Origin of the sequence: Streptomyces lanatus, assembly GCF_014655715.1 — a bacterium.
Lineage (GTDB): Bacteria > Actinomycetota > Actinomycetes > Streptomycetales > Streptomycetaceae > Streptomyces > Streptomyces lanatus.
In genome coordinates, this window is sequence record NZ_BNBM01000003.1 from 14,709 (window position 1) to 39,990 (window position 25,282).

Below are 25,282 nucleotides of genomic sequence, written 5' to 3' on the forward strand. Positions count from 1 at the left end.
TCTTATCCCGGCCTTATCCAGTCATCACGCGCCGTCCCTAGCTTGCGGCGCATGTTCTTCACCTACCTGAGGCGCGAGCTGCGCCGCCGCAGAAAGGCGGCCCTCGTCGTCGCCTCCGGACTCGCGCTGGGCATCGCGCTGGTCATCGTGGTCAACTCCGTGTCCTCCGGCATGAGCCAGGCCCAGGACAAGGTCCTTCAGTCGCTGTACGGCCTGGGCACGGACATGACCGTCACCAAGGCCGCCGAGCCGGCGGCGAGCTCCTCGGAGCGCCCGCGCTTCCGATTCGACGCGCAGGCCGACGGCTCCGACGACGAACAGTCCAGCGACCGGGTCATGGTCCAGGGCTTCCAGACGCTGTCCGCCTCGACCGTCACCAAGGTCGGCGCACAGGACGGTGTCTCCGACGCGGTCGGCGGGCTGTCCCTCCAGGTCATCAAGGTCAGCGGACAGTTCACGCGGGGTGAGTTCCAGCAAGGGCAGCAAGGGCAGCAGGGGCAGCAGGGCGGAGAGCCCGGGCAGCAGGCGCCGCAGGGCGAAGTGCAGGGCGGTGGCGCCGACTTCGACGTCAACAACTACTCCGTGTACGGCGCGGACGTCACCAAGCCGGCGCTCGGCCCGCTGACCTCCTCGAAGATCACCAGCGGCCGTACGTTCAAGTCGACGGAGACCAACGCCAAGGTCGTCGTCGCCGACACCTCGTACGCCAAGGAGAAGAAGCTCAAGGTCGGTTCGACCGTCACGGTCAAGGGCACCAAGTTCGAGGTCATCGGCATCGCCACCCCCGACAGCGGGGACGCCGCCGCCAACCTCTACATCCCGCTGAAGCAGGCGCAGACGCTGGCCGACGCGAAGGACAAGGTCACGACGATCTATGTCAAGGCGACGGATTCGCAGCAGATCGGTGCGGTCAAGTCCTCGATCCAGGACAACATCTCCGGTACGACGGTGACGACCTCGGCCGATCTCGCTGACACGGTGTCGGGGTCGCTGTCCACGGCGTCCTCGCTGGCGACGAGTGTCGGCAAGTGGCTGTCGATCGCGGTGCTCGTGGCGGCGTTCCTGGTGGCCGGTCTGCTCACCTCGTCCGCCGTGTCGCGGCGGGTGCGGGAGTTCGGGACGCTGAAGGCGCTGGGGTGGAAGTCGGGGCGGGTGACCCGGCAGGTGGTCGGCGAGGCGATCGTGAACGGGCTGCTCGGTGGGGTGCTGGGGATCGGGGTCGGGCTCGCGGGCGCCTATGTGGTGACGGCGATCAGTCCGACGCTGCAGGCCCAGTTGGGTGGGGGTGCCGGGGGCGGCGGCGGGGGCGGTATGGGGGGTGGTCCGGGTGGTGGCGGTCCTATGCGGCAGACGGCATCCACGACGCTGGAAGTCGCCCTGACTGCGCCGGTGAGTCTTACGACCGTTGCGCTGGCGGTCGGGCTGGCCGTGACGGGTGGGCTGATCGCGGGGGCGTTCGGCGGCTGGCGTGCGTCACGACTGCGGCCTGCGGATGCGCTGCGGCGCGTGGAATAGCCGACGTGGGCTGTGGCTGGGGGGTGTCGCTCACCCGCGCTGGCGGGCTGCCGCTGCGCCCACCCGTGCTGCCCCAGCGGCACGACTGCCCGCAGCTAGGTAGGCGTGACTGCAACCCCCCAGGGGCGCGGGGCTGTATCGATATGCGGCTCCGCCGCGTGGGCGCGACCAGCCCCCACTCACCCGCACTCGGAAAACAACTCGCACCACCCCCGAACCCTCCCAGGAGCCACCATGTACGAACTCAGAAACGTCACCAAGCGCTACACCCGAGGCAAGGAATCCATCAACGCCCTCGACGGCGTCGACCTCACCATCGCCGACGGCGACCGGCTCGTCATTCAGGGCCCCACCGGCGGTGGCAAGTCCACCCTCCTCCAGATGCTCGGTGGACTCGACCGGCCCACCGCAGGTGAAGTCGTGCTCGACGGTACCGACTTGGCCAAGCTTCCCGAGGCGCGGCTCACCAGGGTGCGGAGCGAGAGCATCGGGTTTGTGTTCCAGGCCTTCAATCTCATCCCCACCCTCACGGCCCAGGAGAACGTCGAGACGGCCCTCGTCCCGCTCGGCATCAAGGCGAAGGAACGGCGCGAGCGGGCAGCCGACGCGCTGAACTCCGTCGGCCTCGGCGAACGCCTCACACACCTGCCCTCCGAGATGTCCGGAGGACAGCAGCAGCGCGTCGCCATCGCCCGCGCACTCGTCAAGCAGCCCAAGGTGCTGCTCGCCGACGAACCCACCGGGAACCTCGACGAGTCGATGCGCGACGAGATCATGGACGTACTCGAACGCATGTGGAAGGAGCTCGGGCTGACCTTCATCATGGTCACCCACGACTCGGCGATCGCGAAAAAGGCCCCGCGGGTCGCGACCATCCGCAAGGGCCGCATCAGTGTCAAGGAGAATGCGGGAGCGTAACCGCGCGACTGCGTAACGGAGTTCACGCCGTCGCGTAACAGTCGGCAGGCGTGCTTCTCCGCTTCCTCCCGTCTATTGAGGCGTCTGATCGCCCCTCGGCATACTGCGTATTCCGGGGGGCGACGCGCATGCGTTCGGGATCTTCCCCGGACGTCTGCAAGGGGGAATCTTGCGCGGAAAATTCAAGAGAGTGTGCGCGGCCTCTGTCGCCACGGCGGCCGCCGTCGCCCTCGCCACGGGTATGACCAGCCCGGCGTCGGCCCGATCCGAGCAGCGTCCGTCCGGTCCCGCTGCCTCCCTCACCTCCCCCCACCGCATCACCCTGATCACGGGTGACCGGGTCGCCGTCGACTCCAAGGGCCGGGTGGTGGGGCTGGAGCGGGCGAAGGGGCGCGAGCACATACCCGTTCAGATACGCAGGACCGGCGGGCACACCCTGGTGATCCCGGTGGATGCCGCCCGGCTGATCGGTACCGGCAAGCTCGACCGGCGTCTGTTCGACATCACCGAGCTCGGCAGGTCCGCCACCCGCGCCTCCCAGGCCAAGGGTCCGAAGGTCATCGTCGGCTACCAGGGCGCCGCCGCCGGAGCCAAGTCCGATGTCCGGGACGCGGGCAGGCTCCGGCTCAGCCTGAAGTCCCTGAACGCGGACGCCGTACAGACCACGCACCAGGACACCGCCGAGCTGTGGGACGCGCTCACCAACGGCGACAAGGCGGCCTCCGGCATAGCGCACGTCTGGCTCGACGGCGTCCGCAAGGCCAGCCTCGACAAGTCCGTGCCGCAGATCGGCGCCCCCAAGGCCTGGGCCGCCGGATACGACGGCAAGGGCGTCAGGATCGCCGTCCTGGACACCGGCGTCGACGCGACCCACCCGGACCTCAAGGACCAGGTGATCGCCGCCAAGAACTTCAGCCCCGCCCCCACGGCCGAGGACAAGGTCGGCCATGGCACACATGTGGCGTCCATCGCGGCAGGGACCGGTGCCAGGTCGGCAGGGAAGTACAAGGGTGTCGCGCCCGGCGCCGAGATCCTCAACGGCAAGGTCCTCGACGACGACGGCTTCGGCGACGACTCCGCCATCGTGGCCGGCATGGAGTGGGCGGCCGAGCAGGGCGCCGATGTCATCAACCTCAGCCTCGGCGGGCCGGACTCGCCCGAGATCGATCCGATGGAGGCGGCGGTCAACAAGCTCTCCGCCGAGAAGGGGGTCCTCTTCGCGATCGCCGCCGGTAACTCCGGGCCGGAGGCGATCAGTTCGCCCGGTTCCGCCGAGGCCGCGCTCACCATCGGTGCCGTCGACGACAAGGACGCGCTGGCGTCCTTCTCCAGCACCGGTCCGCGGGCCGGTGACGGTGCGATCAAGCCGGATGTGACCGCGCCGGGTGTCGACATCACGGCCGCCTCCGCCAAGGGCAGCCTCATCGAGCAGGAGGTCGGTGAGAAACCGCCTGGCTATGTGACCATCGAGGGCACGTCGATGGCGACCCCGCATGTCGCGGGCGCGGCGGCGATCCTCAAGCAGCGGCACCCGGACTGGACGTACACCGAGCTCAAGGGTGTGCTCACCGGGTCCGCCAAGGGCGGCAAGTACACGCCGTTCCAGCAGGGTTCGGGCCGTATCCAGGTCGACAGGGCCATCAAGCAGACCGTGATCGCCGAACCGGTGTCGGTGAGCTTCGGCACGCAGGCCTGGCCCCACACCGACGACAAGCCGGTCACCAGGCAGCTGACGTACCGCAACCTCGGCACGAAGGACGTCACGCTCCAGCTCGCCGCGACCGCCACCGACCCCAAGGGCCAGGCGGCCCCCGCGGGCTTCTTCAAGCTCGGGGCGACGAAGGTGACGGTCCCGGCGGGCGGCGAGGCGTCGGTCGCCCTCTCCGTCGACACCAGGCTGGGCGGCACGGTCGACGGCGCCTACTCCGCGTATGTGACCGCCACGGGCGGTGGGCAGAGCGTCCGTACGGGCGCCGCGGTGCAGCGTGAGATCGAGTCGTACGACGTCACCGTCAAGCACATCGGGCGGGACGGCGGGCCGGCCCCCGAGTACCACACCAACCTGTACGGCTTCGCGGGTCTGGCGCAGGGCCGGATCCAGACGGCCGAGCCTGACGCGTCCGGTGTCACGAAGATGCGGCTGCCGAAGGGCTCGTATCTGCTGGACGCCCAGATCGCCAAGGACTGGGTGCACCTCGAGGGCGGCCTCGACTGGCTGATCCAGCCGAAGCTGAACGTCACCAAGGACACCACCGTGACGATCGACGCCCGCACGGCGAAGTCGGCCGACATCACCGTGCCGGACGCGCGCGCCAAGCCGTTCGTCGCCGCCGGCAACTACTACTACGCCCCGGCGGACATCGGCTTCGGGATCAGCGCCGACTCCTACGCCAATCTGCGCATGGCGCACCTCGGCCCGGAGGTCCCGAGCGGTCTGACCCAGAGCTGGAACGCGCAGTGGACCAAGGGGGCCGACGCCGAGTACGACGTCGCGACCACGGCCAAGGTCAGGAAGATCCAGGGCCACAAGGTCCGGCACTTCAAGGCGGGCGAGCTCGCCAAGGTGACGAACCGTCTGGGGGCCTCGTCCTCCGGCAAGTCCGGTGGGCTGCTGTCGCAGGGCTTCTTCGAGGACGACGTCGCGCTCGGGACGCCCGTCGTGCAGAAGCTGCCGGGCACGCGGACGCTGTATCTGTCGACGTCCGACAACATCAAGTGGACGTTCGACTTCGAGCAGTACGGCGCCGTCGGCGAGGACGGCCTCCCGGCCATCGACGCCTTCTACTCGATGGGCGCGCCGCAGACCTTCAAGGCGGGCCGGAGCTACTCGAAGACGTACAACACGGCCGTGTTCGGCCCGGACATCAACCGCGACTTCGGGCTGTTCCGCGAGGGCAATGACATCTATGGCCTGCTGCCGCTGTTCGCGGACGGCGGCAGGCACGCCGGCTCGTCGGAGTTCACCGCGGTGAGCACCAGCCTCTATCGCAACGGCACCAGACTCGCCACCAACGAAGACCCGCTGTTCGGCGAGAAGGCGTTTCGGGTCCCGGCCGCCGACGCCGAGTACCGGCTGACCACCTCGGTCAAGCGGAGCGTCAAGGTGGCCGCCGCCTCCACCCGGATCGACGCGAGCTGGACCTTCCGCTCCAAGAAGTCCACCGCCGACCAGGTCGGGCTCCCGGCCTCCACGGTCCGCTTCGGCGCCACGACCGGCCTCGACAGCCGCGCCGAGGCCGGCAGGAAGGTCACCTTCCCGGTCACCGTCGTAGGCCCGGCCGCGGGCGCGAATCTCAGGTCGCTGCACGTGTACGCCTCGTACGACTACGGCCGGACCTGGAAGAAGCTCGACGTCCGGGACGGCAAGGTCACCGTCAAGAACCCGGCCGAGGGGAAGGGGATCTCCTTCCACGCCAAGGTCGCCGACAAGAAGGGCAACAAGGCGACGATCTCGATCTACAACGCGTACTACGGCAAGTAGCCGCGGAGTGCTTCGAGGCCCTGGGCGTCAGCCCGTCGTCCAGGGCCGCAGCTTCTCCGGGTTGCGCACCGCCCACACATGCCGGATGCGGTCGCCGACGACCTCGAACGCCACCACCGTCACCGTCACACCGTCCTGCCGCACCACCAGGCCCGGCTGGGCGTTGACCGTGCGCTGGAGGATCGTCACGGCCGGACCCCGCTCGGCCAGGTCGACGAAATAGCGGGCGATGCGCTCGCCGCCCGAGACCGGGTGCGGGGCGGCGCTCACCAGGCCGCCGCCGTCGCCGACCGCCGTGGCGTCGGGGTCGAGGAGCCGGACCAGGGCGTCGACGTCCTTGGTCTCCCAGGCCTCCTTGAAGTCCCGCACCACATCGGCGCGCCGGGCCGCCGGAGTCGCCGCGGGGGCCTCCTGGGCGCGGATACGGCGGCGGGCCGACGAGGCCAGCTGACGGCAGGCCGCCGGGGTGCGGCCGACGACCTCGGCGACCTCGGCGAAGGAGTAGCGGAAGACGTCGTGCAGGATGAACGCCACGCGCTCGGCCGGGGTCATCGACTCCAGTACGACGAGGAAGGCCATGTTGACCGACTCGTCGAGGGTGACCCGGTCCGCCGGATCCGCCGGGGCGGTGTCCCCGCCGCCGTCGAGCCACTCCGCACGGTCGGGCAGCGGCTCCGGGATCCACTCGCCGACGTACCGCTCCCGCCGGACCCGGGCCGAGCGCAGCAGGTCGAGGCAGATCCGGCTCGCGACCCTGGTCAGCCAGCCGCCGGGGTTCTCGATGGCCTCCTGTGCCTGCGGCGACATGGCGTACCAGCGGGCGTACGTCTCCTGCACGACGTCCTCCGCGTCGGCCAGGGAGCCCAGCAGCCGGTACGCGACGTTGATCAGCTGACGCCGCTCGCTGATGATCTCGCCCAGCTCTTGATCGGTCATGGTGCGCCTGACTCCCTCGATCGCGTCGGCCCCCTCACCACTTCGACGGTCCGGCCCACCGGAATGTGAGGTCCGGGCCGTACCTCACATTCCCGCCGCCCGTGTCGTCGTACCGGTGAGACGGACGGCCTAGGAGTGAACCGGCATGACGAGCACCACGACACTGAGCGAGCTGACCGGCGACTACGTCATCGACAGCGCCCGTACCCGGATCGGCTTCGTGGCCCGGGCCGCGATGGTCAGCAAGGTGCGCGGACGGTTCGACGACTTCGAGGGCGCCGCGCAGCTGGACGGCGAGGACCCGTCGAGGTCCGGCGTCCGCGTCACGATCCGGGCGGGCAGCGTCCGCACGGGCAAGCGGAAGTGCGACGACCATCTGCGCGGCGCCGACTTCCTGGATGCCGACCGGCATCCGACGATCACCTTCACCTCCACCGAGGTCGAGCGGCTCGACGCGGCCCATTTCCGGGTCACCGGTGATCTGACCGTCCACGGCGTGACCAGGCCGGTCACCGTGGACTTCGAGCTGACCGGCGCCGACAGGGGCGGGAGGAAGGTCGGTTTCCGGGGCGGGGCGGTCATCTCCCGGAAGCAATGGGGGGTCAGCTGGGGCGGGTTGGTGATCGGGGACAAGGTGGCGCTGGAGTTCGACGTCGCGGTGATCCGGCGGCCCTGAGAACCCGGCGGCGACAGAGTCGGCGGAGGGCGAGCGTCAGGTCGGTTTTCGTGTTTCGGTGAGGCCATGACGGCTCACACGGTCGAATACATCAGGTACCGCATCCCCGAGCAGAGGTCGGCGGAGTTCCTGGCCGCCTACACCCGCGCCGCGGCCCAGCTGGCCGCCTCGCCGCACTGCGTCGACTACGAACTCGCCCGCTGCGAGGAGGACTTCGAGCACTTCGTCCTGCGTATCACCTGGACGTCGACGGAGGACCACATCGAGGGCTTCCGCAAGTCGGAGCTGTTCCCCGACTTCCTCGCCGAGATCCGCCCGTACATCACGCACATCGAGGAGATGCGCCACTACAAGCCGACCGCGGTGCGCGGCGCGGGCGCCTCGGTGCCCACGCTGTACAGCTGGGCGGGCGGGGCGGAGGCGTTCTCCCGGCTGACGTCGGCCTTCTACGACAAGGTGCTCAAGGACGACCTCCTGGCCCCGCTGTTCGAGGGCCTGGACCCGCATCACGCCGAGCATGTGGCGCTGTGGCTCGGCGAGGTCTTCGGCGGCCCGCCCGCCTACTCCGAGACCCAGGGCGGCCACGGCCACATGGTCGCCAAGCACATGGGTCGCGGCATCACCGAGCCCCAGCGCCGCCGCTGGGTCAACCTCATCCAGGACGCCGCCGACGAGGCGGGCCTGCCGACGGACGCGGAGTTCCGCTCGGCGTTCCTCGCGTATGTGGAGTGGGGGACCCGGCTGGCGGTGTACTTCTCCGGGCCGGACGCGGCACCGCCCGCGGAGCAGCCGGTGCCGCGCTGGAACTGGGGGGCGGCGCCGCCGTATCGGGGGTGACGGCCGGCGCCGGTTCACGCGGTGCGCGTCCGGTGCTGCTCCGTCAGGAACTCCTCCCATGTCCGCTTCCCCGTCTCGGCCCCCTCCAGGGTGAGGTTCGCCCCCGCTCGATACGCGCGTCCCGCCCTGCCGGGTATGCGGATCGGCAGGGCCGGGCGGCGACGCTTTCCGGTGAGGTCCAGGTACGGGGGGACCAGGGCGGGGAGGTCGTACAGCTTGGGGCCGGTGAGGTCGGGGACCGGGCCGGACGGGGTGTCGAGCGTCAACTCGGCCAGTCGGGCGGCGACTTCGCGGGAGTCCACCGGCTGCAGACGCAGGCCTCCGGGGGCGGGCACGAACGGCAGCCTCGACATCTGCCGGACCATCTTCAGCGTCAGGTCGTGGAACTGGGCCGCCCGCAGGATCGTCCAGGGAATCCCGGAGTCGGCCACCGCCCGCTCCGCCGCCAGCTTCATCCGGAGCCAGGCCAGCGGAACCCGGTCGGCGCCGACGACCGAGATATACACGAGATGGCCCACTCCGGCCGCCGACGCGGCGCGCACGAGATGGTGCGTCGCCGCGTCGTCGCCCTTCTGGCCACCCGCCAGATGCAGGATGGTCCCGGCGCCCGCCACGGCCGCCCGCACGCCCTCGTCCCGCAGCAGGTCGCCCGTGACGTACTCGACGCCGGGCTCCGGTGCGTGGTCCCGGCGGCTGAGGACGCGGACCTCGTGGCCCGCCGCCCGCAGCAGCGGGACCACATGGCCGCCCAGGGTGCCCGTACCGCCGGTGACCAGGATCGTTGATGTCATGACCGCTCCGCTTCCCTCGTGGTCCCTCGTGCTGAGGTTGCCTGCGTCGGTATGACGCCGGGCGGAGCGGTGATGTGACGGGCGGCCGTGAGCGCGTCAGCCGCCGCTGCCGTACGGCCTGGTCAGGATCTCCAGGTTGTGGCCGTTCGGGTCCTCGAAGTATGTGCCGCGGCCGCCGTCGTTGTGGTTGATCTCGCCGGGACGGCGGTGGTACGGGTCGGCCCAGTAGGTCAGTCCGGCCTCCCGTATGCGGCCGAAGATGGTGTCGAAGTCGTCCTCCGACACCAGGAACGCATAGTGCTGCGGTGTGATCGTGCCGGACGAGTCCAGGTAGTCCAGGGTCACACCGTTGGGAATCGGGACCGGGATGAACGGGCCGAACGGCGGGCTCACCTCCAGGCCCAGGATGTCGGCGAGGAACCGGGCCGACTCCTTCTTGTCGCGTGCGGCGACGATGGTGTGGTTGAGCTGGACGGTCATCGGGGCTGCCTCCTCGTGTGCACGGTTCGGACTGGCTCCTTCGCTGTTCACGCTAGGTGCCGCCGCCGCGTGGCACATCGGTCGCAGGGAGGGGGCCGCACTACTCCTGCGGTACTCCGCCTTCGGGCCCGGATGATCGGTGCGGGAGTCGTCGTGCGCGCAGTCTCAGTGAGGGCCGTCCTGGCCGTTGGCGCTGGCGACCGCTGTCGGCCGTGGTGCAGCTGTATCTCACGGACAGTGAGCTGGAGGCCGCCGAGCAGGTCAAGCTGTGGCTGACCGGAAGCCTCGACGGACGGGGCTGGGCCCAGGCCGGGCCCTCGCCGTCGATCGGGTTCGTGGCACTGACCGCGCCACAGCTCGCCCGGCGGCTCACGCGGACGCCGCAACTGCCGCTGCTGGGCTCGGCGGCGACCGGGGCGATCGTGCTGGTCGCCGCCGATCTCGTCGCCCGGATCGCGCTTCCTCCGCTGGAGATACCGGTCGGCGCGCTCACCGCGCTGGTCGGGGGGGGCCGTACGTCGTAGGGGAGGGCCCCGGAGCGGTGTGGCTGCTCCGGGGCCCTGTCACGCGGCCGCGTCAGATCGTCGCGACGTCGATCACGAACCGGTACCGCACATCGCTGTCCTGCACCCGCTGGTACGCCTCGTTGATCTCGTCGGCGCCGATCAGCTCGATCTCGGCGCCGATCCCGTGCGCCGCGCAGAAGTCGAGCATCTCCTGGGTCTCGGGGATGCCGCCGATGCCGGAGCCGGCGAGGGTCTTGCGGCCCGCGATCACCGAGAACAGGTTCAGCGCGATCGGCTCCTCGGGGGCGCCGACGTTCACGAAGGCGCCGTCCGTCCTGAGGAGGGTCAGGTACTGGTCCAGGTTCAGCGGAGCCGAGACCGTCGACAGGATCAGGTCGAACGTGCCGCTCAGCTCCTCGAAGGTCTTCGGGTCGCTGGTGGCGTGGTAGTGGTCGGCGCCCAGCCTCAGGCCGTCGTCCTTCTTGCGCAGGGACTGCGACAGCACCGTCACCTCGGCGCCGAGCGCGTGCGCGAGCTTCACGCCCATGTGGCCGAGACCGCCCATGCCGAGGACCGCGACCTTCTTGCCGGGGCCGGCGTTCCAGTGCCTGAGCGGGGAGTACGTGGTGATGCCGGCGCACAGGAGCGGGGCGGCGACGTCCAGGGACAGGCCGTCGGGGATGCGGAGGACGTAATTCTCGTCGACGACGATCTTCTGCGAGTAGCCGCCGTAGGTGGGCTCGCCGTTCTTGTCGAGGGCGTTGTACGTGCCGACACCGCCGCCGGTGCAGTACTGCTGCAGACCGGCCTTGCAGTTCTCGCACTCACGGCAGGAGTCGACCAGGCAGCCGACGCCCACGCGGTCGCCGGCCTTGTACTTCGTCACACCCGGGCCGACCTCGGAGACGACGCCGGCGATCTCATGGCCGGGGACCATCGGGAAGATCGCCTCGCCCCAGCCCTCATGGACCTGGTGGATGTCGGAGTGGCAGATACCGGCGAACTTGATGTCGATCAGGACGTCGAACTCGCCGACCGCACGGCGCTCGATGGTGGTGCGCTCCAGCGGAGCCTTGGCGGCGGGTGCTGCGTATGCGGCAACGGTGGTCATGCCGGGTTCTCCTAGCGGGGGTTCGTGCCCGGCTGCCTTCTGGTCCTGCTTTCCGTCCGGGCACGGCTTCAGCCTGCCGGGACGGGCGACGGTCACCCAGCCCCCAGTCGTACGTACGTCGGCCGGTCCTACCACTGACGGGGACAGGCTCGTGGGCGTACGAACGGGAATACTTGAGGCATGGATGAACAGCCCCGATCCATGACGGGACCCACGGCCGACACCCGGGGCGGCCTGGACCCGCGCGCCGAGTTGAGCGAGTTCCTGCGCACCCGGCGGGCCCGGCTCAAGCCCGAGGACGTCGGGCTGCCCGACTACGGGCGGCACCGCAGGGTGCCCGGGCTGCGGCGCGAGGAGCTGGCGCAGCTGGCCGGGGTGTCGGTGGCGTACTACACGCGTCTTGAGCAGGGCAACGGGCGCAATGTCTCGGCGGAGGTCCTCGACTCCATCGCGCGGGCGCTGCGCCTCACGGACGCCGAGCACACGCACCTCACGCACCTGGCGAAGCCGAAGCAGAACAAGAAGAGGCCGGCCGCCCGTACGGAACAGGTCAGGCCCGCGCTGCGGCAGCTGCTGGACTCCATCGACGGCGTCCCGGCGTACATCTCCGGCCGGCGCTCGGACATCCTCGCCTGGAACCGGATGGCCGCGGCGGTCTTCGGCGACTGGGCGGAGCTGCCGGCGCAGGAGCGGAACTGGGCGCGGCTCGTGTTCCTGCGGCCGGAGTACCGCGAGCTGTTCCTGGAGTGGGACCAGAAGGCGTCCGACATGGTGGGCTTCCTGCGCATGGACGCGGGCCTGCACCCGGACGACCCGAGGCTGTCGGCCCTCGTCGGCGAGCTCTCCGTCAAGAGCGAGGAGTTCCGACGGCTGTGGGCCATCCACGACGTCAAGGAGAAGGGCTACGGCGTCAAGCCGCTGCGGCACCCGCTGGTGGGGGAGCTGACGCTGAACTTCGAGTCGTTCCGCCTGGCCGACGACACGGATCAGGTCCTGATCACCTACCACGCGGAACCGGGATCGCCGTCGGCCGAGGCCCTGCGGCTGCTGGCGAGCTGGGGGGCGGACGCGACGAAGGCGGGGACGGGGGCGTCGGCGCCCGGGGCGTGAGGCTTCTTCCGGATGGGATGGGCGTGGCTTGCCGTCGCCTCAGCGGGCGCGCCCCTCGACCTCCCTCGCGACATCGTCCAGGTCCTTCGCGATGGCCTTGGCCACCGCCTTCTCGCCCATCCCGCCGAGGAGCTTCGCGAGCAGCCCCGCGATGCCGCCGGATGCCTGGGCCGTGAAGGTCATCCGGACCGTGGTCGCCGACGGTCCGTCCGGCCGCAGCTCCCACTCCGAGACGTAGTGGCTGCCGTGCGACTCGGCCTCCACCACATAGCGCTCGGGCGCCTCACAGACGGTCACCCACATCTCCTCGGTGGCGTCCTTGCCGAACATCCGCCGAGTCTCCCGCCAGCGCGTGCCGACCCCGAAACCCCCCTCCGTGAGGACCTCGACCCTCGACACCCCGCTGAGCACACGCTCCATCCCCGCAAGGTCGGTCAGCGCCTCCCAGACCGGGCCCTGACCTGCGGCGACACGACGCTCCACGACGACACTTCTGCTGGTCATGCACCCATGAAAGCAGCAGGCACCGACAACGGCGCGACGACCTGCGCGGCGCGCACCGCCATGCCCTTCTCCCTACCCTGAGAGAGGCATCCCGGGAGGTGGCAGCCATGCGTGCCTCGCTGATCCAGCTGTCCGTGGACGCGTCGGACTCCGTGGCGGAAACGCCGTCACAGAGCGGCCGCGCTGGTCCGTGACCGGGCGGGCGACGACGTGGATCTGATCGTGCTGCCGGAGCTGTGGACGGCCGGCGCCTGGTCCTACGACCACTGGGGGCGCGACGCCGAGAAGATCGACGGACCCACCGCCGAGGCCATGTCCGCCGCGGCCGGACGGGCGGGGGCGTGGCTGCACGCCGGGTCGATCGTCGAACGGGACGCTGTACACACCCGCGCTTGGAACCGTCCTGGTCGAGGCCGACACCACGGAGGCGACCCTCACGGTGGATCTCGACATGGGGGAGGTGGCCCGTATCCGGTCCGAGCTACCCGTACTGCGCGATCGTGTGCTCGCGTTCGCGGAGCCCGGGACGGCGTTGCCCGGGACGGGGTGACCCATCGCGGCGTTGCGCCCACGGGACGGTCCGGCGGGCGATCTACGCTCGGCCCGTGGGACGACCCGAGCAGCGCGCCGAGGGCGCGGGACCCTTCACCACCCGGCTCACCTGGCATCCCCCCGGCGGCGGCACCGCCGTGTGGGAGTCACGGCCCGCCCGCCGGCGCGGAGTCATCGCCGTACGCCCGCTCGGCGCACCCACCAGCCGGCACACCGGCGCCGACGAGGAGGCGCTCAGCCGTCTGCGCGGGCTCAACGCGGCCGCCGCGACCGCCTTCATCATCGGCGGAGCCCTCTTCGCGTCCGGCGCCGGCGTCGCCCAGCTCGGCTCCGGCGACGCCACGACCTGCGCCTCGATCTACTTCGCCGGCGGCCTCTTCTTCAACACCGGCGGCTATGTCTCACTGCTCCAGGTCATCAACGCGCCCCGCCATGTCCCCGGCGGCGAGGGCCGGCTCCTCACTCGCGACTGGCGCTGGTGGAGCTACGAGCCGACGCGCGTGGACTGGCTGAGCACGTTCGTCCTCTTCGCCGGCACGCTGGTGTTCGCCGTGGACCTGCTGGACTCCTTCCTCCAGGGGCTGAGCGTCCAGCAGATCAACCGGCTGATCTGGGCCCCGGACGTGGTCGGCTGCATGCTCTTCCTGATCTCCGGCCATCTCGCGATCGTCGAGATCTGCCACGGCCGGCCCTGTGTCCGGCGCCGCAGCCTCGGTTGGTGGATCGTCGCCGTGAACCAGCTCGGCTCCGTCCTCTTCATGGTCTCGGCACTCGCCGCCTTCACCCGCCCGGCCACCGGCAGCCTCCTCAACGCCGACATCGCCAACTGGGCCACCCTCGTCGGCGCCGCGTGCTTCTCCCTCGGCGGCGTCCTCCAGCTCTATGAACGCCCCTGACGGGCACGGGCACGGGCACGGACAGGGGCACGGAATCGCCGGGGGCCCTCATACGTTGAATAGGCCGAGTGACCAGGTCGATACGTATGGAGGCTGCGATGGCTGCGCAAGCGCAGAGGGCCGTGCTGGCGGGCGGATGTTTCTGGGGAATGCAGGACCTGATCCGCAGGCAGCCGGGCGTGACGGCGACCCGGGTCGGATACACCGGGGGTGATGTGCCGAACGCGACGTACCGCAACCACGGCACGCACGCCGAGGCCATCGAGATCCTCTACGACCCCGAGCAGACCGATTTCCGCGCGCTCCTGGAGTTCTTCTTCCAGATCCACGACCCGAGCACCAAGAACCGCCAGGGCAACGACATCGGCCTCAGCTACCGCTCGGCGATCTACTACGTGGACGACGAGCAGAAGCGCGTCGCCGAGGACACGATCGCGGACGTCGACGCCTCCGGCCTGTGGCCCGGCAAGGTCGTCACCGAGGTGGAGCCGGTCGGCCCCTTCTGGGAGGCCGAGCCCGAGCACCAGGACTACCTGGAGCGTTACCCGGACGGCTACACCTGCCACTTCCCCCGTCCGGGCTGGCGCCTGCCCACCCGCGCCCAGGGCTGACGGCGAGCCGACCCGGCCGGGTCACAGCCCGGCCGGGTGGCTGGACAGCCAGCCCGCGTGGCGGTCGCGGAGGGCGTCCCGTTCCGCCGGTGTGGTGAGGATGATGTCCGCGCCGCCGTCGTAGGGGTGGTGGATGCGGTCGAGGTCGGTGTCCGCGATGAATACGTCGACGACGGCCTCGTCGGCCACGGCGCGCAGCAGGCCGTCGACACAGCCGGGCAGCCAGGGGCGTCGGTCGGCGTAGAGGCGTGTGTAGGTGTGGAAGTCCGGGTCGGGGTCATCCGTGTTCGGTTCGGTCCACCAGTGCAGACCCGCGGAGTGGAGGTGCTCGCGCGGGGTCGGCCATCCGGCGGGGCCGGTCGGCGTGTAGGACCAGTCCATGGTCACCACGAAGACATCCCTGCCGGCGAACAGGCCGTCGAGGACGGTGTTGTACCGCTCCAGAACGATCCCGTACTCGTCCTCGGTTTCCGGATGGCGCTTGGAGCCGGGCAGGCTGTGGAAGCGCACCCAGCGGTTCGCGTAGGTGCCGCGGAACGTGTGGGCGACGGGCGGGCCGGACGGTCGCCGGGCCCGCCACAGCGCCGCAAGGGGCGTGGTCTCGGACATCGCCCTGCCTCAGTTCGGCAGCGTCGCCGGACTGCCGCCGTTCGCCTCGTAGCCCGCGACCGCTATCGCGCGGAAGACCGCGAACTCCGCGGCGGGGTCGGCGGACAGGGTCCAGGGGAGGGCGCCCACATGGCCGTCCACGTGCACCAGCTGGTCCATGGCCTCCGCCCAGCGCTCGCCGCGGACCAGGAAGAGCACCAGCAGATGCCGCACATGCGCCAGCATCGGGTCGTCGGGGCGGGCCGCGTGCACCGCGAACAGAGCGCCGTGGACCGCCTTCGTCACGACCTCGCTCTGGTAGAAGCCGCTGACCAGATTCACCTCGGGCAGGTGCTCGAAGACCGCGAAGAGCGGCATCGCGGCCAGGAGGGAGCCCTGGGGCGCGCGGGCCGCCGCCGCTTCCGCGAAGTCGTACGCCAGCTCGCGCGAGCCGTGCCACTTCTCGCACCAGTAGTGCAGAGCCGCGAGGTGCGCGCCCATGTGGGCCGGGGCGCGGTCCAGGATCTTCAGCCAGACCTGCTCGAACTCGGCCCGGGGATAGGCCAGTCCACGGGCCACCGACAGCTCGATGATGTACGGGATCGGGTCACCGGGAGCCAGCAGCGCCGCCTCACCGCACGCCGACCTCGCCTCCTCCATGATGATCCGGAACTCGTCCGTGCCCGGCGTCGCCGTCCGCCAGGCCTGCTGCACCAGGAACTCCGCCTGTACGGCCGCGCCGCCCGCGTCCTTGGGCTGCTCGGTCCGCCACACGCGCAGCCACTGGCCGCCGGGCGCCTCGCTGACGCCGCCCGGGCGCTGCTGCAACTCCAGCGCCGCGGCACCGGCGAAGGCCTGCACACGCTGCCAGCGCTGCTCGCCCTCCATCTCGGTGCCCGCGAGGAGCTGCGAGGCCGCGCGGTGGTCCTGGGTGCGCTGCACCAGGTCCAGGACGTCCAGCAGGTCCTGGTCGGGGCCGGGCATGCGGATGTCCAGCTCCTCCTGCCGTACAAAGCCGTAGTTCGCCGGGTCCGCGGCGTCGGGGTGACCCGGCGGGACCTGCTCGATCATGCCCCGCCTGCGCCGCATGAACGGCACCAGTACGAAGCCGATCATGAGCAGCGCCATCAGGACCCAGAGAATTTCCATGCCTCCAGCGTTCCAGACGCCGCCGACAATTGGCCAACGAGGTCGGCGGGCTGTGGAAAAGGGGCTGTGGAAAAAGGGTTCCGCAGCGGCCGTCCGGCACCAGGACCGTTCGCGCACTACGCTCGGTGCCCATGAGTGACAGGCACATCAGTCAGCACTTCGAGACCCTCGCCATCCACGCGGGGAACACCGCCGATCCCCTCACCGGTGCGGTCGTCCCCCCGATCTACCAGGTCTCGACCTACAAGCAGGACGGCGTCGGCGGCCTGCGCGGTGGCTACGAGTACAGCCGTAGCGCCAACCCGACCAGGACCGCCCTGGAAGAGAACCTCGCCGCCCTGGAGGGCGGTCGTCGCGGGCTTGCGTTCGCGTCCGGACTGGCGGCCGAGGACTGCCTGTTGCGTACGCTGCTCAGCCCCGGCGACCACGTCGTCATCCCCGATGACGCGTACGGCGGCACGTTCCGGCTGTTCGCGAAGGTCGTCGCGCGGTGGGGGGTGGAGTGGTCGGTCGCCGACACCAGCGACCCGGCCTCCGTGCGGGCCGCGATCACCCCGAAGACCAAGGTCGTCTGGGTGGAGACCCCCTCCAACCCGCTGCTCGGCATCACGGACATCGCCGTCGTCGCGCAGATCGCCCGGGACGCGGGCGCCAAGCTCGTCGTCGACAACACCTTCGCCACGCCCTATCTGCAGCAGCCGCTGGCCCTCGGCGCCGACGTGGTCGTGCACTCGCTGACCAAGTACATGGGCGGCCACTCGGACGTCGTCGGCGGCGCGCTGATCGTCAGCGACCCGGACCTCGGTGACGAGCTGGCCTTCCACCAGAACGCGATGGGCGCGGTCGCCGGCCCCTTCGACTCCTGGCTGGTGCTGCGCGGCACCAAGACGCTCTCGGTGCGCATGGACCGGCACAGCGAGAACGCCACGAAGATCGCCGACATGCTGACCCGGCACGCACGCGTGACGCGCGTCCTGTACCCGGGCCTGCCCGACCACCCCGGTCACGAGGTCGCCGCCAAGCAGATGAAGACCTTCGGCGGCATGATCTCCTTCCAGGTCACCGGCGGTGAGGAGGCGGCCGTCGAGGTCTGCGACCGCACCAAGGTGTTCACGCTCGGCGAGTCCCTGGGCGGCGTCGAGTCCCTGATCGAGCACCCGGGACGCATGACCCACGCGTCGGTGACGGGCTCCGCCCTGGAGGTTCCCGGCGATCTCGTCCGCCTGTCGGTCGGTATCGAGAACGTCGACGACCTGCTGGAGGACCTCCAGCAGGCTCTCGGCCAGTAGGGTTCACCAGCCGTTGAGAGGTGGAGTCGTCTCGGACGGCGGCTCCACCCAGGGCTGGACCGTGACCGCCCACACCACGAATGCCACGGTCGCGGCGACCAGCAGCAGCCACATCAGCAGCATCGCCACCCTCCTGCGGCGCCGTATGCGCCCGCCCCGCCGGACGACCTCCGCGTGGAGCTCCGGCGGCACAGGTGGCGGGGTGTTTTCCATGATCCGGCGGGCGGCCGCCTCCCGTTGGGGGCGGTTCATGGCGACGCCACCTTCGCCACCGGCACCGAAGGCGCGGGCTCCCGGGGCGGATGCAGCAGCGTCGCCGTCGCCCGGTCGCAGATCGCGTGGACGCGCTCCCTCGGCAGACCCAGCAGGGCCGCCGCCTGTTCCTCGGCGACCCCCTCGTACAGCCGCAGGACCAGGATCAGGCGTTCCTGCGGGGAGAGCCGGGCCAGCGGACCGTGCGCCCGCGCGCGGAACCGGCTCAGGGCGCCCAGCGCGCCGTACTGATGCCAGGCGGCCCTGGAGAAGCGGGTGGCCAGATACTGGCGGGTGCGGTCGTACGGGTCCTCGCCGCGCAGCCGGTCCCAGCACGCGTACGTGTGCGCCAGCGACAGCGTCAGCAGACGCCGCGCGCGCGGATTGTCCCCGGCCGGTTCGGCGGTCAGCAGCGTGGCGGCATGCAGCAGCCGGCCCGCCGCACCCGCGACGAACGCCTCGAACTCCCGGTCCCGGCGGGCGTCCAGGACCGTACGCCTTCGTCCCACCGCCCCTCCCGCCTGACCGCGCCTCGAGGAACGGGCCCCGGCCGCGCACCTGGCGTGTCGGGCACGCGCGCGTGGAGTCCCGGTTTCATATGAGGCCAGCGGCGCCCCGGGGTCAAGAGTCGGGAGCCGATCACTCGGACGCGCGTACCCCTGGGACGGTCGCTCAGGTCGCGGGTGTCTCCGCGCCCGAGATCCCCTGCGCCGCCATCCGCGAGGACAGCGCGGTGTTGAAGCGGGTGAGCAGCGCGCAGAACGTCTCGCGCTCCTCGGGCGCCCAGTCGTGTGTCAGCTCGGCCATCAACTGACGCCGCGACGAGCGCACTTCCTCCAGCCGCGACTGTCCGCGCGGCGAGAGCTGGAGCACCACCGCGCGCCCGTCCTCGGGGTGCGAGGTCCGCTTGACGAGCCCCGTGTCGACGAGCGGCGCCACCTGGCGGGTGACCGTCGACGAGTCGATCCCCATGCTCGCGGCGAGCGCCTTGACGCCCATGGGGCCTTCCTTGTCGAGGCGGTTGAGCAGCAGATATGCGGCGCGGTCCATGGAGTTGCGCACCTGCCCGACCCCACCGAGCCGGGTCTGTTCGGCACGGCGGGCGAACACCGCCACTTCGTGCTGCAGCGTGTCGAGGAGACCGCTGTCAGCGACGGTCGTCATGTCCATCGACATTTCAGGTGTTGTGGGCATGGCCGGAGGCTCACTTCATGAAGGGGGTGCTGGGTTGGGGGACAGGGTACGCGGCCCGGGGGCGGGGTGTACCGGCGCTGCGCAAACCCATCTCGGTGCTTGGTCACAACGGGGCCTTGCGCCTGTGAACTGCGAGACTTGTGTCATGAGCTACAGCACGGCTGACTCCTTGCCTCCCGTCACGCTCGACGACGTACGCGGCGCCCAGAAGATGCTCACGGGCGTGGCGCGGGTGACGGCGATGGAGGGCAGCAGGCATCTGTCCCAGCTGGTGGGCGCGCCGGTGCACTTCAAGTGCGAGAACCTCCAGCGGACCGGATCGTTCAAGCTGCGCGGCGCGTACGTACGCATCGCGGGGCTGCTGCCGGAGGAGCGCGCGGCGGGCGTCGTGGCCGCGAGCGCCGGCAATCACGCGCAGGGTGTCGCGCTGGCGTCGTCGCTGCTGGGGGTGCGTTCGACGGTGTTCATGCCGAAGGGCGCCCCGCTGCCGAAGATCAGTGCCACACGGGACTACGGCGCCGAGGTGCGCCTGCACGGGCAGGTCGTCGACGAGACGCTGGCCGCGGCGCAGGAGTACGCGGCCGAGACCGGCGCGGTGTTCATCCACCCCTTCGACCACCCCGACGTCATCGCAGGTCAGGGCACGGTCGGCCTGGAGATCCTGGAGCAGTGCCCGGAGGCCCGCACGATCGTCGTCGGCATCGGCGGGGGAGGGCTCGCGGCGGGTATCGCGATGGCCGTGAAGTCGCTGCGGCCCGATGTGCGCATCGTGGGCGTCCAGGCGGAGGGCGCGGCGGCCTACCCGCCCTCGCTGGCGGCCGGGCGTCCGCTCGCCGTCGACAACCCGGTGACCATGGCCGACGGCATCAGGGTCGGCCGGCCCGGTGACGTGCCGTTCCGCATCATCGGCGACCTGGTGGACGAGGTCCGCACGGTCACCGAGGACGCCCTGGCCACCGCCCTGCTGCTGTGCCTGGAGCGGGCCAAGCTGGTCGTCGAACCGGCCGGGGCCAGCCCGGTCGCGGCGCTGCTGAGCGACCCCGGCGCCTTCGAGGGCCCGGTCGTCGCGGTGCTGTCCGGCGGCAATGTCGACCCGGTGCTGCTCCAGCGCGTCCTGCGGCACGGCATGGCCGCGCAGGGCCGCTATCTGGCCGTACGGCTCCGGCTGACGGACCGGCCGGGCGCGCTCGCCACGCTGCTCGGGGTGCTGTCGGCGGTGGACGCCAACGTCCTCGATGTCAGCCATGCGCGGACCGATCCCCGCCTCGGGCTCTCGGAGGCGGAGGTCGAGCTGCATCTGGAGATGAAGGGCCCCGTGCACTGCGTCGAGGTCGGCCAGGCCCTGCGCGACGCGGGCTACACCGTCATCGACTGAGTCGCGAGCGGCCGCGTGCAGTCGCGCGGGCCGACGAAGATCCAGGTCGGAAGCTGCCGGAAGCTCTTTGTCACTCGTTCGGGCAACTCTGTTGAGAGACGCGATACATCGCGTTATGGTGTGTCGCGTAAATCCGCCACTCGGCGGAACGAAAAGTGCAAACCTAGGCTTTCCGAAGCTTCCCGACGACGTGGAGACTCATATGCCAGGCGCCATCTATGCCGAAGGCCTGGTGAAGACCTTCGGTGACGTAAGGGCTCTGGACGGCGTCGACCTCGATGTCCCCGAGGGCACAGTCCTGGGCCTGCTCGGGCCGAACGGCGCGGGCAAGACGACAGCCGTCCGCTGTCTGACCACCCTGCTGCGACCGGACAGCGGCTCGGCGGTCGTCGCCGGGATCGACGTCCTCAAGGATCCCGACGCCGTGCGCCGCTCCATCGGCCTGTCCGGCCAGTTCGCGGCGGTCGACGAATACCTCACCGGCCGCGAGAACCTCCAGATGGTCGGCCGGCTCTACCAGATGAAGGCGAAGCCGGCGAAGGCACGCGCGACCGAGCTGCTGGAGCAGTTCGACCTCGCCGAGGCCGCCGACCGGCCCACCAAGACCTACTCCGGGGGCATGCGCCGCCGACTCGACCTCGCGGCGGCCCTCGTGGTCTCACCGCCCGTGATGTTCATGGACGAGCCCACCACCGGCCTCGACCCGCGCAACCGCCAACTGCTCTGGGAGGTCATCAAACAGCTCGTCTCCGGCGGTACGACGCTGCTGCTGACCACCCAGTATCTGGAGGAGGCCGACCACCTCGCCCATGACATCGCCGTCGTCGACCACGGCCATGTCATCGCCACGGGCACCTCGGACCAGCTCAAGGCCCGCACCGGCGGCGAGCGCGTCGAGGTCGTGGTGCACGAGCGCGACGACATACAGCCCGCTTCGGAGGTGCTGCGCGGCTTCGGCAAGGGCGACACCACGGTCGAGGAGCACATGCGCAAGCTCACGGTGCCCGTGACCGGCGGCGCCAAGCTCCTCGCCGAGGTCATCCGGGAGCTCGACATCCGCGGCATCGAGATCGACGACATCGGCCTGCGCCGCCCCACCCTCGACGACGTCTTCCTGTCCCTGACGGGCCACCTCGCCGAGGCCAAGAACGACGAGAACGGCAAGAACGACAGGAACGACAAGAAGGAGGCCGCGAAGTGAGCGCCGTCACCGACGCCGTGCGGGTCGCCCCGGCCAGGAACCCGGTCAGCCAGTCGTTCCGGGACTCGATGGTCGTCGCGCAACGCAATCTGATCCGGATGTCCCGGATCCCGGAGATGATCATCTACGGGCTGATCCAGCCCATCATGTTCGTGGTGCTGTTCACCTACGTCTTCGGCGGATCCATGCAGATCGGCAACAGCACCAGCGCCGCCGACTACAAGAACTTCCTGATGGCGGGCATCTTCGCGCAGACCGTCACCTTCGCCACCGCCAGTTCCGGCGCGGGCATTGCCGACGACATGCACAAGGGGCTCATCGACCGCTTCCGTTCGCTGCCCATGGCGCGCGGGGCGGTGCTGACCGGGCGTACCTTCGCCGACTCCGTGCAGACGGCGCTGACGCTGGTCGTGCTCGCGGTGGTCGCCGTGCTGGTCGGCTGGCGGGTGGGCTCGAACGGCGAGACGGACGCGGGCAGGGTCCTGGGCGCCTTCGGCCTGCTGCTTCTGCTCGGGTACGCGTTCACCTGGATCGGCGCCCTGATCGGCATGTCCGTGCGGACCCCCGAGGCGGCCACGTCCAGCGGACTGATCTGGCTGTTCCCGGTGACGTTCATCTCGAACGCGTTCGTGGACACCAGCCATATGACCCCGTGGCTGCGGCACATCGCCGAGTGGAACCCGTTCAGCGCGACCGTGCAGGCCTGCCGGGTGCTGTTCGCCAACCCGGGCCAGTCGCAGTCGGACGCCTGGCCCATGCAGCACCCGGTGTGGGCCTCGCTGATCTACTCGGTCCTGATCATCATCGTGTTCCGCACCCTGGCGGTCCGGAAGTACCGCTCGGCGACCGCATGACGGCCATGACACCCATGGCACCCATGACGAACCCCCGGCGCCGTCAGGCGGCCGGGGGCTCGTGGGAGACCGGTGCTGATGCTGGTCCCGAGGGCGGAGTCAGCCGTTGTACGGCACCGCCTTGAGGATCTTCACCGAGGCGATCTTGCCGTTCGGCAGCTCGTACTCCGCGTCCTCGCCGACCTTGTGGCCGATCACGCCGGAGCCCAGCGGGGACTGCGGCGAGTAGGTCTCGATGTCGGAGCTGGCGTACTCGCGCGAGGCGAGCAGGAAGGTCATCGTGTCGTCCTCGTCACCGTCGAAGGCGATCGTCACGACCATGCCGGGCGCCACCGCACCGTCCGCCGACGCCGGCGCCTCGCCGACCTTGGCGTTCTCCAGGAGCTGGGTCAGCTGGCGCACACGGAGCTCCTGCTTGCCCTGCTCCTCCTTGGCCGCGTGGTACCCGCCGTTCTCGCGCAGGTCGCCCTCCTCGCGCGCGGCCGCGATCTTGGCGGCGATCTCCGTGCGCGCAGGACCAGACAGGTACTCCAGCTCGGCCTTGAGCTGGTTGTACGCCTCCTGGGTCAGCCAGGTGACGTTCTCGCTGGTCTGGGTCACAGGTGCTCCTCGTAGGTACTGGGAATACAAAGCATCGCCCTACCCAGAAGGATGTTCCTTCATGGAAGGGCGAAACCACGAGCCTAACAATTCAATGGCCGAAGGGGGAGGACATAAGCCATCAGAATCACATCAACGCACGTCAGCGCGCAGGTATCAGCCGGCGTGGCAGCCGAGCAGCTCGGCCGTGGTCCCCTGTGACGTCGTACGGAGCGTGACGACCTTGTCGATGCGGGTGGCGTCGCCGTCGAAGCGGAAGTCGGCCCGGCCGACCTCGGCGCCGCTCTCGGCCTGGGAGCGCAGGGTGCAGTAGCCGGAGGCGCCGGCGTCCTTGCGGACCTCCAGATGCACCTTCACCGCGTTCTTGCCCGCGTCGAACTCGATCACCTCGGCGCTGATCTTGTTCTGGCCGATGTAGTGATAGGCGAAGTAGCCGACCAGGGCGAGGAGCACCGCTCCCAGGGCGGCGCCGACGGCCTTGAGCGTGCGGTCGGCGCGGGCGTCAGAGGAGCGGCCGTAGCGGCCCTCGGGGAGCCGTGTGCTCGCCGTGCTCATGATCGTCCTCTCCGCCGGGGCGGGGCCCATGTCCAGAAAGAGGGGCCTCGGGGCCGTACCCCGGAATTATCCGCCCTCCGATTCGGTCACTATAGAAGCCGCCGATCGCACCGGGGCACACCGGGGCGCCGACTTACGAGGATTGAGTCTTGACTGACCAGCTGCGACTGATGGCCGTGCACGCCCACCCCGACGACGAGTCGAGCAAGGGCGCGGCCACCATGGCGAAGTACGTGTCCGAGGGGGTGGACGTGCTGGTCGTGACCTGCACGGGCGGGGAGCGCGGCTCCATCCTCAATCCGAAGCTCCAGGGCGACAAGTACATCGAGGAGCACATCCACGAGGTACGCAAGAAGGAGATGGACGAGGCCCGCGAGATCCTCGGGGTGAAGCAGGAGTGGCTCGGCTTCGTCGACTCCGGGCTGCCCGAGGGCGACCCGCTGCCGCCGCTGCCGGAGGGCTGTTTCGCCCTGGAGGACGTCGACAAGGCGGCCGGTGAGCTGGTGAAGCAGATTCGTCGCTTCCGTCCGCAGGTGATCACCACCTATGACGAGAACGGCGGCTACCCGCACCCCGACCACATCATGACCCACAAGATCTCGATGGTGGCCTTCGAGGGCGCCGCGGACACCGAGAAGTACCCGGAGTCGGAGTTCGGCCCGGCCTACCAGCCGCAGAAGCTCTACTACAACCAGGGCTTCAACCGTCCCCGCACCGAGGCGCTGCACAACGCGCTGCTCGAGCGCGGCATGGAGTCGCCGTACGGGGACTGGCTCAAGCGCTGGGACGAGTTCGAGCGCACCGAGCGCACGCTGACCACGCACGTCCCGTGCGCGGACTTCTATGAGATCCGCGACAAGGCGCTGATCGCGCACGCCACGCAGATCGACCCCGACGGGGGCTGGTTCCGCGTGCCGATGGAGATCCAGAAGGAGGTCTGGCCGACGGAGGAGTACGAGCTGGCGAAGTCCCTCGTCGATACCTCCCTCCCCGAGGACGACCTCTTCGCGGGCGTCCGCGACAATGCCTGACATGAGCGCAAGCGCAAGCCTGGCAATGACACAGCTCGCCACCCTCGCCAAGGAGGTGGACGAGGACAAGGTCACCCCCGGCGTCCTCGGCTTCATCGTCTTCGCGGTGATGGCTCTGGCGGTCTGGGGCCTGATGAGGTCCATGAACCGCCACATGGGCAGGGTCGAGTTCACCGAGGTCCCGGATCCGAAGGCAGACTCCGAGGACTCGGCGGAGGCGACCGGCGCGGCGAAGCCGCAGCAGGGCTAGCTACCACCGCCCTCGGCACG

26 protein-coding genes and 2 pseudogenes are annotated in these 25,282 nt (G+C 70.1%); 16 read left to right on the forward strand and 12 right to left on the reverse strand.

All coding sequences use genetic code 11. The features are described 5' to 3' along the window. Positions 1-51: 51 nt before the first annotated feature. From IE325_RS09090 to IE325_RS09100, 3 genes are all read left to right on the forward strand, one after another. Positions 52-1,515 (forward strand): ABC transporter permease, encoded by a 1,464-nt coding sequence (locus IE325_RS09090; protein ID WP_190069264.1) that lies wholly within the window; start codon positions 52-54, stop codon positions 1,513-1,515. A gap of 234 nt (positions 1,516-1,749) precedes the next feature. After that, positions 1,750-2,433: an ABC transporter ATP-binding protein gene (locus IE325_RS09095; RefSeq protein ID WP_190069265.1), complete on the forward strand. Its 684-nt coding sequence runs from the start codon at positions 1,750-1,752 to the stop codon at positions 2,431-2,433. Between the two features lie 241 nt (positions 2,434-2,674). Further along, complete coding sequence (locus IE325_RS09100; RefSeq protein WP_190069787.1) at positions 2,675-5,914, forward strand: S8 family peptidase; 3,240 nt, start codon at positions 2,675-2,677, stop codon at positions 5,912-5,914. A 27-nt stretch (positions 5,915-5,941) separates the two neighbouring features. On the opposite strand, the gene sigJ is transcribed toward IE325_RS09100, so the two are convergent. Beyond that, entirely contained in the window at positions 5,942-6,850 is a 909-nt protein-coding gene (gene sigJ, locus IE325_RS09105; RefSeq protein WP_190069266.1) for an RNA polymerase sigma factor SigJ, read from the reverse strand. Between the two features lie 145 nt (positions 6,851-6,995). On the opposite strand from sigJ, the gene IE325_RS09110 reads away from it, so the two are divergent. After that, complete coding sequence (locus IE325_RS09110; RefSeq protein ID WP_190069267.1) at positions 6,996-7,526, forward strand: YceI family protein; 531 nt, start codon at positions 6,996-6,998, stop codon at positions 7,524-7,526. Positions 7,527-7,592: 66 nt separating this feature from the next. Beyond that, a complete protein-coding gene (locus IE325_RS09115; RefSeq protein WP_190069268.1) occupies positions 7,593-8,363 on the forward strand; it encodes a group II truncated hemoglobin in 771 nt (256 codons plus the stop codon). A 14-nt stretch (positions 8,364-8,377) separates the two neighbouring features. Here IE325_RS09115 and IE325_RS09120 read toward each other — a convergent pair whose 3' ends face one another. Both IE325_RS09120 and IE325_RS09125 read right to left on the reverse strand, forming a co-directional pair. Next, entirely contained in the window at positions 8,378-9,154 is a 777-nt protein-coding gene (locus tag IE325_RS09120; protein WP_190069269.1) for an SDR family oxidoreductase, read from the reverse strand. Between the two features lie 96 nt (positions 9,155-9,250). Next, positions 9,251-9,634: a VOC family protein gene (locus IE325_RS09125; protein WP_190069270.1), complete on the reverse strand. Its 384-nt coding sequence runs from the start codon at positions 9,632-9,634 to the stop codon at positions 9,251-9,253. Positions 9,635-9,837: 203 nt separating this feature from the next. Here IE325_RS09125 and IE325_RS09130 point away from each other — a divergent pair. Next, positions 9,838-10,158 (forward strand): annotated as a pseudogene (locus IE325_RS09130) (iron chelate uptake ABC transporter family permease subunit); the annotation flags it as partial. Between the two features lie 52 nt (positions 10,159-10,210). Here IE325_RS09130 and IE325_RS09135 read toward each other — a convergent pair. Further along, positions 10,211-11,251: an NAD(P)-dependent alcohol dehydrogenase gene (locus IE325_RS09135; RefSeq protein ID WP_190069271.1), complete on the reverse strand. Its 1,041-nt coding sequence runs from the start codon at positions 11,249-11,251 to the stop codon at positions 10,211-10,213. 180 nt (positions 11,252-11,431) lie between these two features. Here IE325_RS09135 and IE325_RS09140 point away from each other — a divergent pair, with 180 nt between their 5' ends. Further along, complete coding sequence (locus IE325_RS09140) at positions 11,432-12,361, forward strand: helix-turn-helix domain-containing protein (protein WP_190069272.1); 930 nt, start codon at positions 11,432-11,434, stop codon at positions 12,359-12,361. Between the two features lie 39 nt (positions 12,362-12,400). Here IE325_RS09140 and IE325_RS09145 read toward each other — a convergent pair whose 3' ends face one another. Continuing rightward, positions 12,401-12,865, reverse strand: coding sequence for an SRPBCC family protein (locus IE325_RS09145; RefSeq protein ID WP_190069273.1), 465 nt, complete (start codon positions 12,863-12,865; stop codon positions 12,401-12,403). Positions 12,866-12,972: 107 nt separating this feature from the next. Between IE325_RS09145 and IE325_RS46005 the strand changes: the two are divergent. The 3 genes and pseudogenes from IE325_RS46005 to msrA form a co-directional block, all read left to right on the forward strand. Beyond that, positions 12,973-13,240 (forward strand): annotated as a pseudogene (locus IE325_RS46005) (nitrilase-related carbon-nitrogen hydrolase); the annotation flags it as partial. Positions 13,241-13,470: 230 nt separating this feature from the next. Further along, positions 13,471-14,313, forward strand: a complete 843-nt coding sequence (locus tag IE325_RS09155; RefSeq protein ID WP_190069274.1) for a hypothetical protein — start codon at positions 13,471-13,473, stop codon at positions 14,311-14,313. 98 nt (positions 14,314-14,411) lie between these two features. Continuing rightward, entirely contained in the window at positions 14,412-14,924 is a 513-nt protein-coding gene (gene msrA / locus IE325_RS09160) for a peptide-methionine (S)-S-oxide reductase MsrA (RefSeq protein WP_190069275.1), read from the forward strand. Between the two features lie 21 nt (positions 14,925-14,945). On the opposite strand, the gene IE325_RS09165 is transcribed toward msrA, so the two are convergent. Together IE325_RS09165 and IE325_RS09170 are read right to left on the reverse strand one after the other, a co-directional pair. Further along, entirely contained in the window at positions 14,946-15,533 is a 588-nt protein-coding gene (locus IE325_RS09165; protein WP_229911732.1) for a DUF3885 domain-containing protein, read from the reverse strand. 9 nt (positions 15,534-15,542) lie between these two features. Continuing rightward, positions 15,543-16,661: a hypothetical protein gene (locus tag IE325_RS09170; RefSeq protein ID WP_190069276.1), complete on the reverse strand. Its 1,119-nt coding sequence runs from the start codon at positions 16,659-16,661 to the stop codon at positions 15,543-15,545. A gap of 131 nt (positions 16,662-16,792) precedes the next feature. On the opposite strand from IE325_RS09170, the gene IE325_RS09175 reads away from it, so the two are divergent. Further along, on the forward strand, positions 16,793-17,950 hold the full coding sequence (locus IE325_RS09175; RefSeq protein WP_190069277.1) for a cystathionine gamma-synthase: 1,158 nt from the start codon (positions 16,793-16,795) through the stop codon (positions 17,948-17,950). 3 nt (positions 17,951-17,953) lie between these two features. Here IE325_RS09175 and IE325_RS09180 read toward each other — a convergent pair whose 3' ends face one another. From IE325_RS09180 to IE325_RS09190, 3 genes are all read right to left on the reverse strand, one after another. Next, positions 17,954-18,202, reverse strand: coding sequence for a hypothetical protein (locus tag IE325_RS09180; protein ID WP_190069278.1), 249 nt, complete (start codon positions 18,200-18,202; stop codon positions 17,954-17,956). Next, positions 18,199-18,711, reverse strand: a complete 513-nt coding sequence (locus tag IE325_RS09185) for a sigma factor-like helix-turn-helix DNA-binding protein (RefSeq protein ID WP_190069279.1) — start codon at positions 18,709-18,711, stop codon at positions 18,199-18,201. Before IE325_RS09185 ends, IE325_RS09180 begins: the two co-directional genes overlap by 4 nt. 163 nt (positions 18,712-18,874) lie before the next feature. Further along, positions 18,875-19,378, reverse strand: coding sequence for a MarR family winged helix-turn-helix transcriptional regulator (locus IE325_RS09190; protein WP_190069789.1), 504 nt, complete (start codon positions 19,376-19,378; stop codon positions 18,875-18,877). Between the two features lie 163 nt (positions 19,379-19,541). On the opposite strand from IE325_RS09190, the gene ilvA reads away from it, so the two are divergent. The 3 genes from ilvA to IE325_RS09205 all read left to right on the forward strand — a co-directional run bounded on the left by ilvA (position 19,542) and on the right by IE325_RS09205 (position 22,826). Next, positions 19,542-20,771, forward strand: coding sequence for a threonine ammonia-lyase (gene ilvA, locus IE325_RS09195; protein ID WP_190069280.1), 1,230 nt, complete (start codon positions 19,542-19,544; stop codon positions 20,769-20,771). Positions 20,772-20,973: 202 nt separating this feature from the next. Continuing rightward, on the forward strand, positions 20,974-21,972 hold the full coding sequence (locus IE325_RS09200; protein WP_190069281.1) for an ATP-binding cassette domain-containing protein: 999 nt from the start codon (positions 20,974-20,976) through the stop codon (positions 21,970-21,972). Beyond that, a complete protein-coding gene (locus IE325_RS09205) occupies positions 21,969-22,826 on the forward strand; it encodes an ABC transporter permease (RefSeq protein WP_190069282.1) in 858 nt (285 codons plus the stop codon). Before IE325_RS09200 ends, IE325_RS09205 begins: the two co-directional genes overlap by 4 nt. Positions 22,827-22,925: 99 nt before the next feature. Here the strand turns inward: IE325_RS09205 and greA are convergent, their stop codons facing one another. Further along, a complete protein-coding gene (greA, locus tag IE325_RS09210; RefSeq protein WP_190069283.1) occupies positions 22,926-23,426 on the reverse strand; it encodes a transcription elongation factor GreA in 501 nt (166 codons plus the stop codon). 156 nt (positions 23,427-23,582) lie between these two features. Then, positions 23,583-23,981, reverse strand: coding sequence for a DUF4307 domain-containing protein (locus tag IE325_RS09215; protein WP_190069284.1), 399 nt, complete (start codon positions 23,979-23,981; stop codon positions 23,583-23,585). A 170-nt stretch (positions 23,982-24,151) separates the two neighbouring features. Here IE325_RS09215 and mca point away from each other — a divergent pair, with 170 nt between their 5' ends. Then, positions 24,152-25,012 carry a mycothiol conjugate amidase Mca gene (gene mca, locus IE325_RS09220; RefSeq protein WP_190069790.1) on the forward strand — a complete coding sequence of 287 codons (861 nt, stop codon included), beginning with the start codon at positions 24,152-24,154 and terminating at the stop codon, positions 25,010-25,012. Beyond that, complete coding sequence (locus IE325_RS09225) at positions 25,005-25,262, forward strand: hypothetical protein (protein WP_190069285.1); 258 nt, start codon at positions 25,005-25,007, stop codon at positions 25,260-25,262. The genes mca and IE325_RS09225 overlap by 8 nt, the downstream gene beginning before the upstream one ends. Positions 25,263-25,282 lie beyond the last annotated feature (20 nt).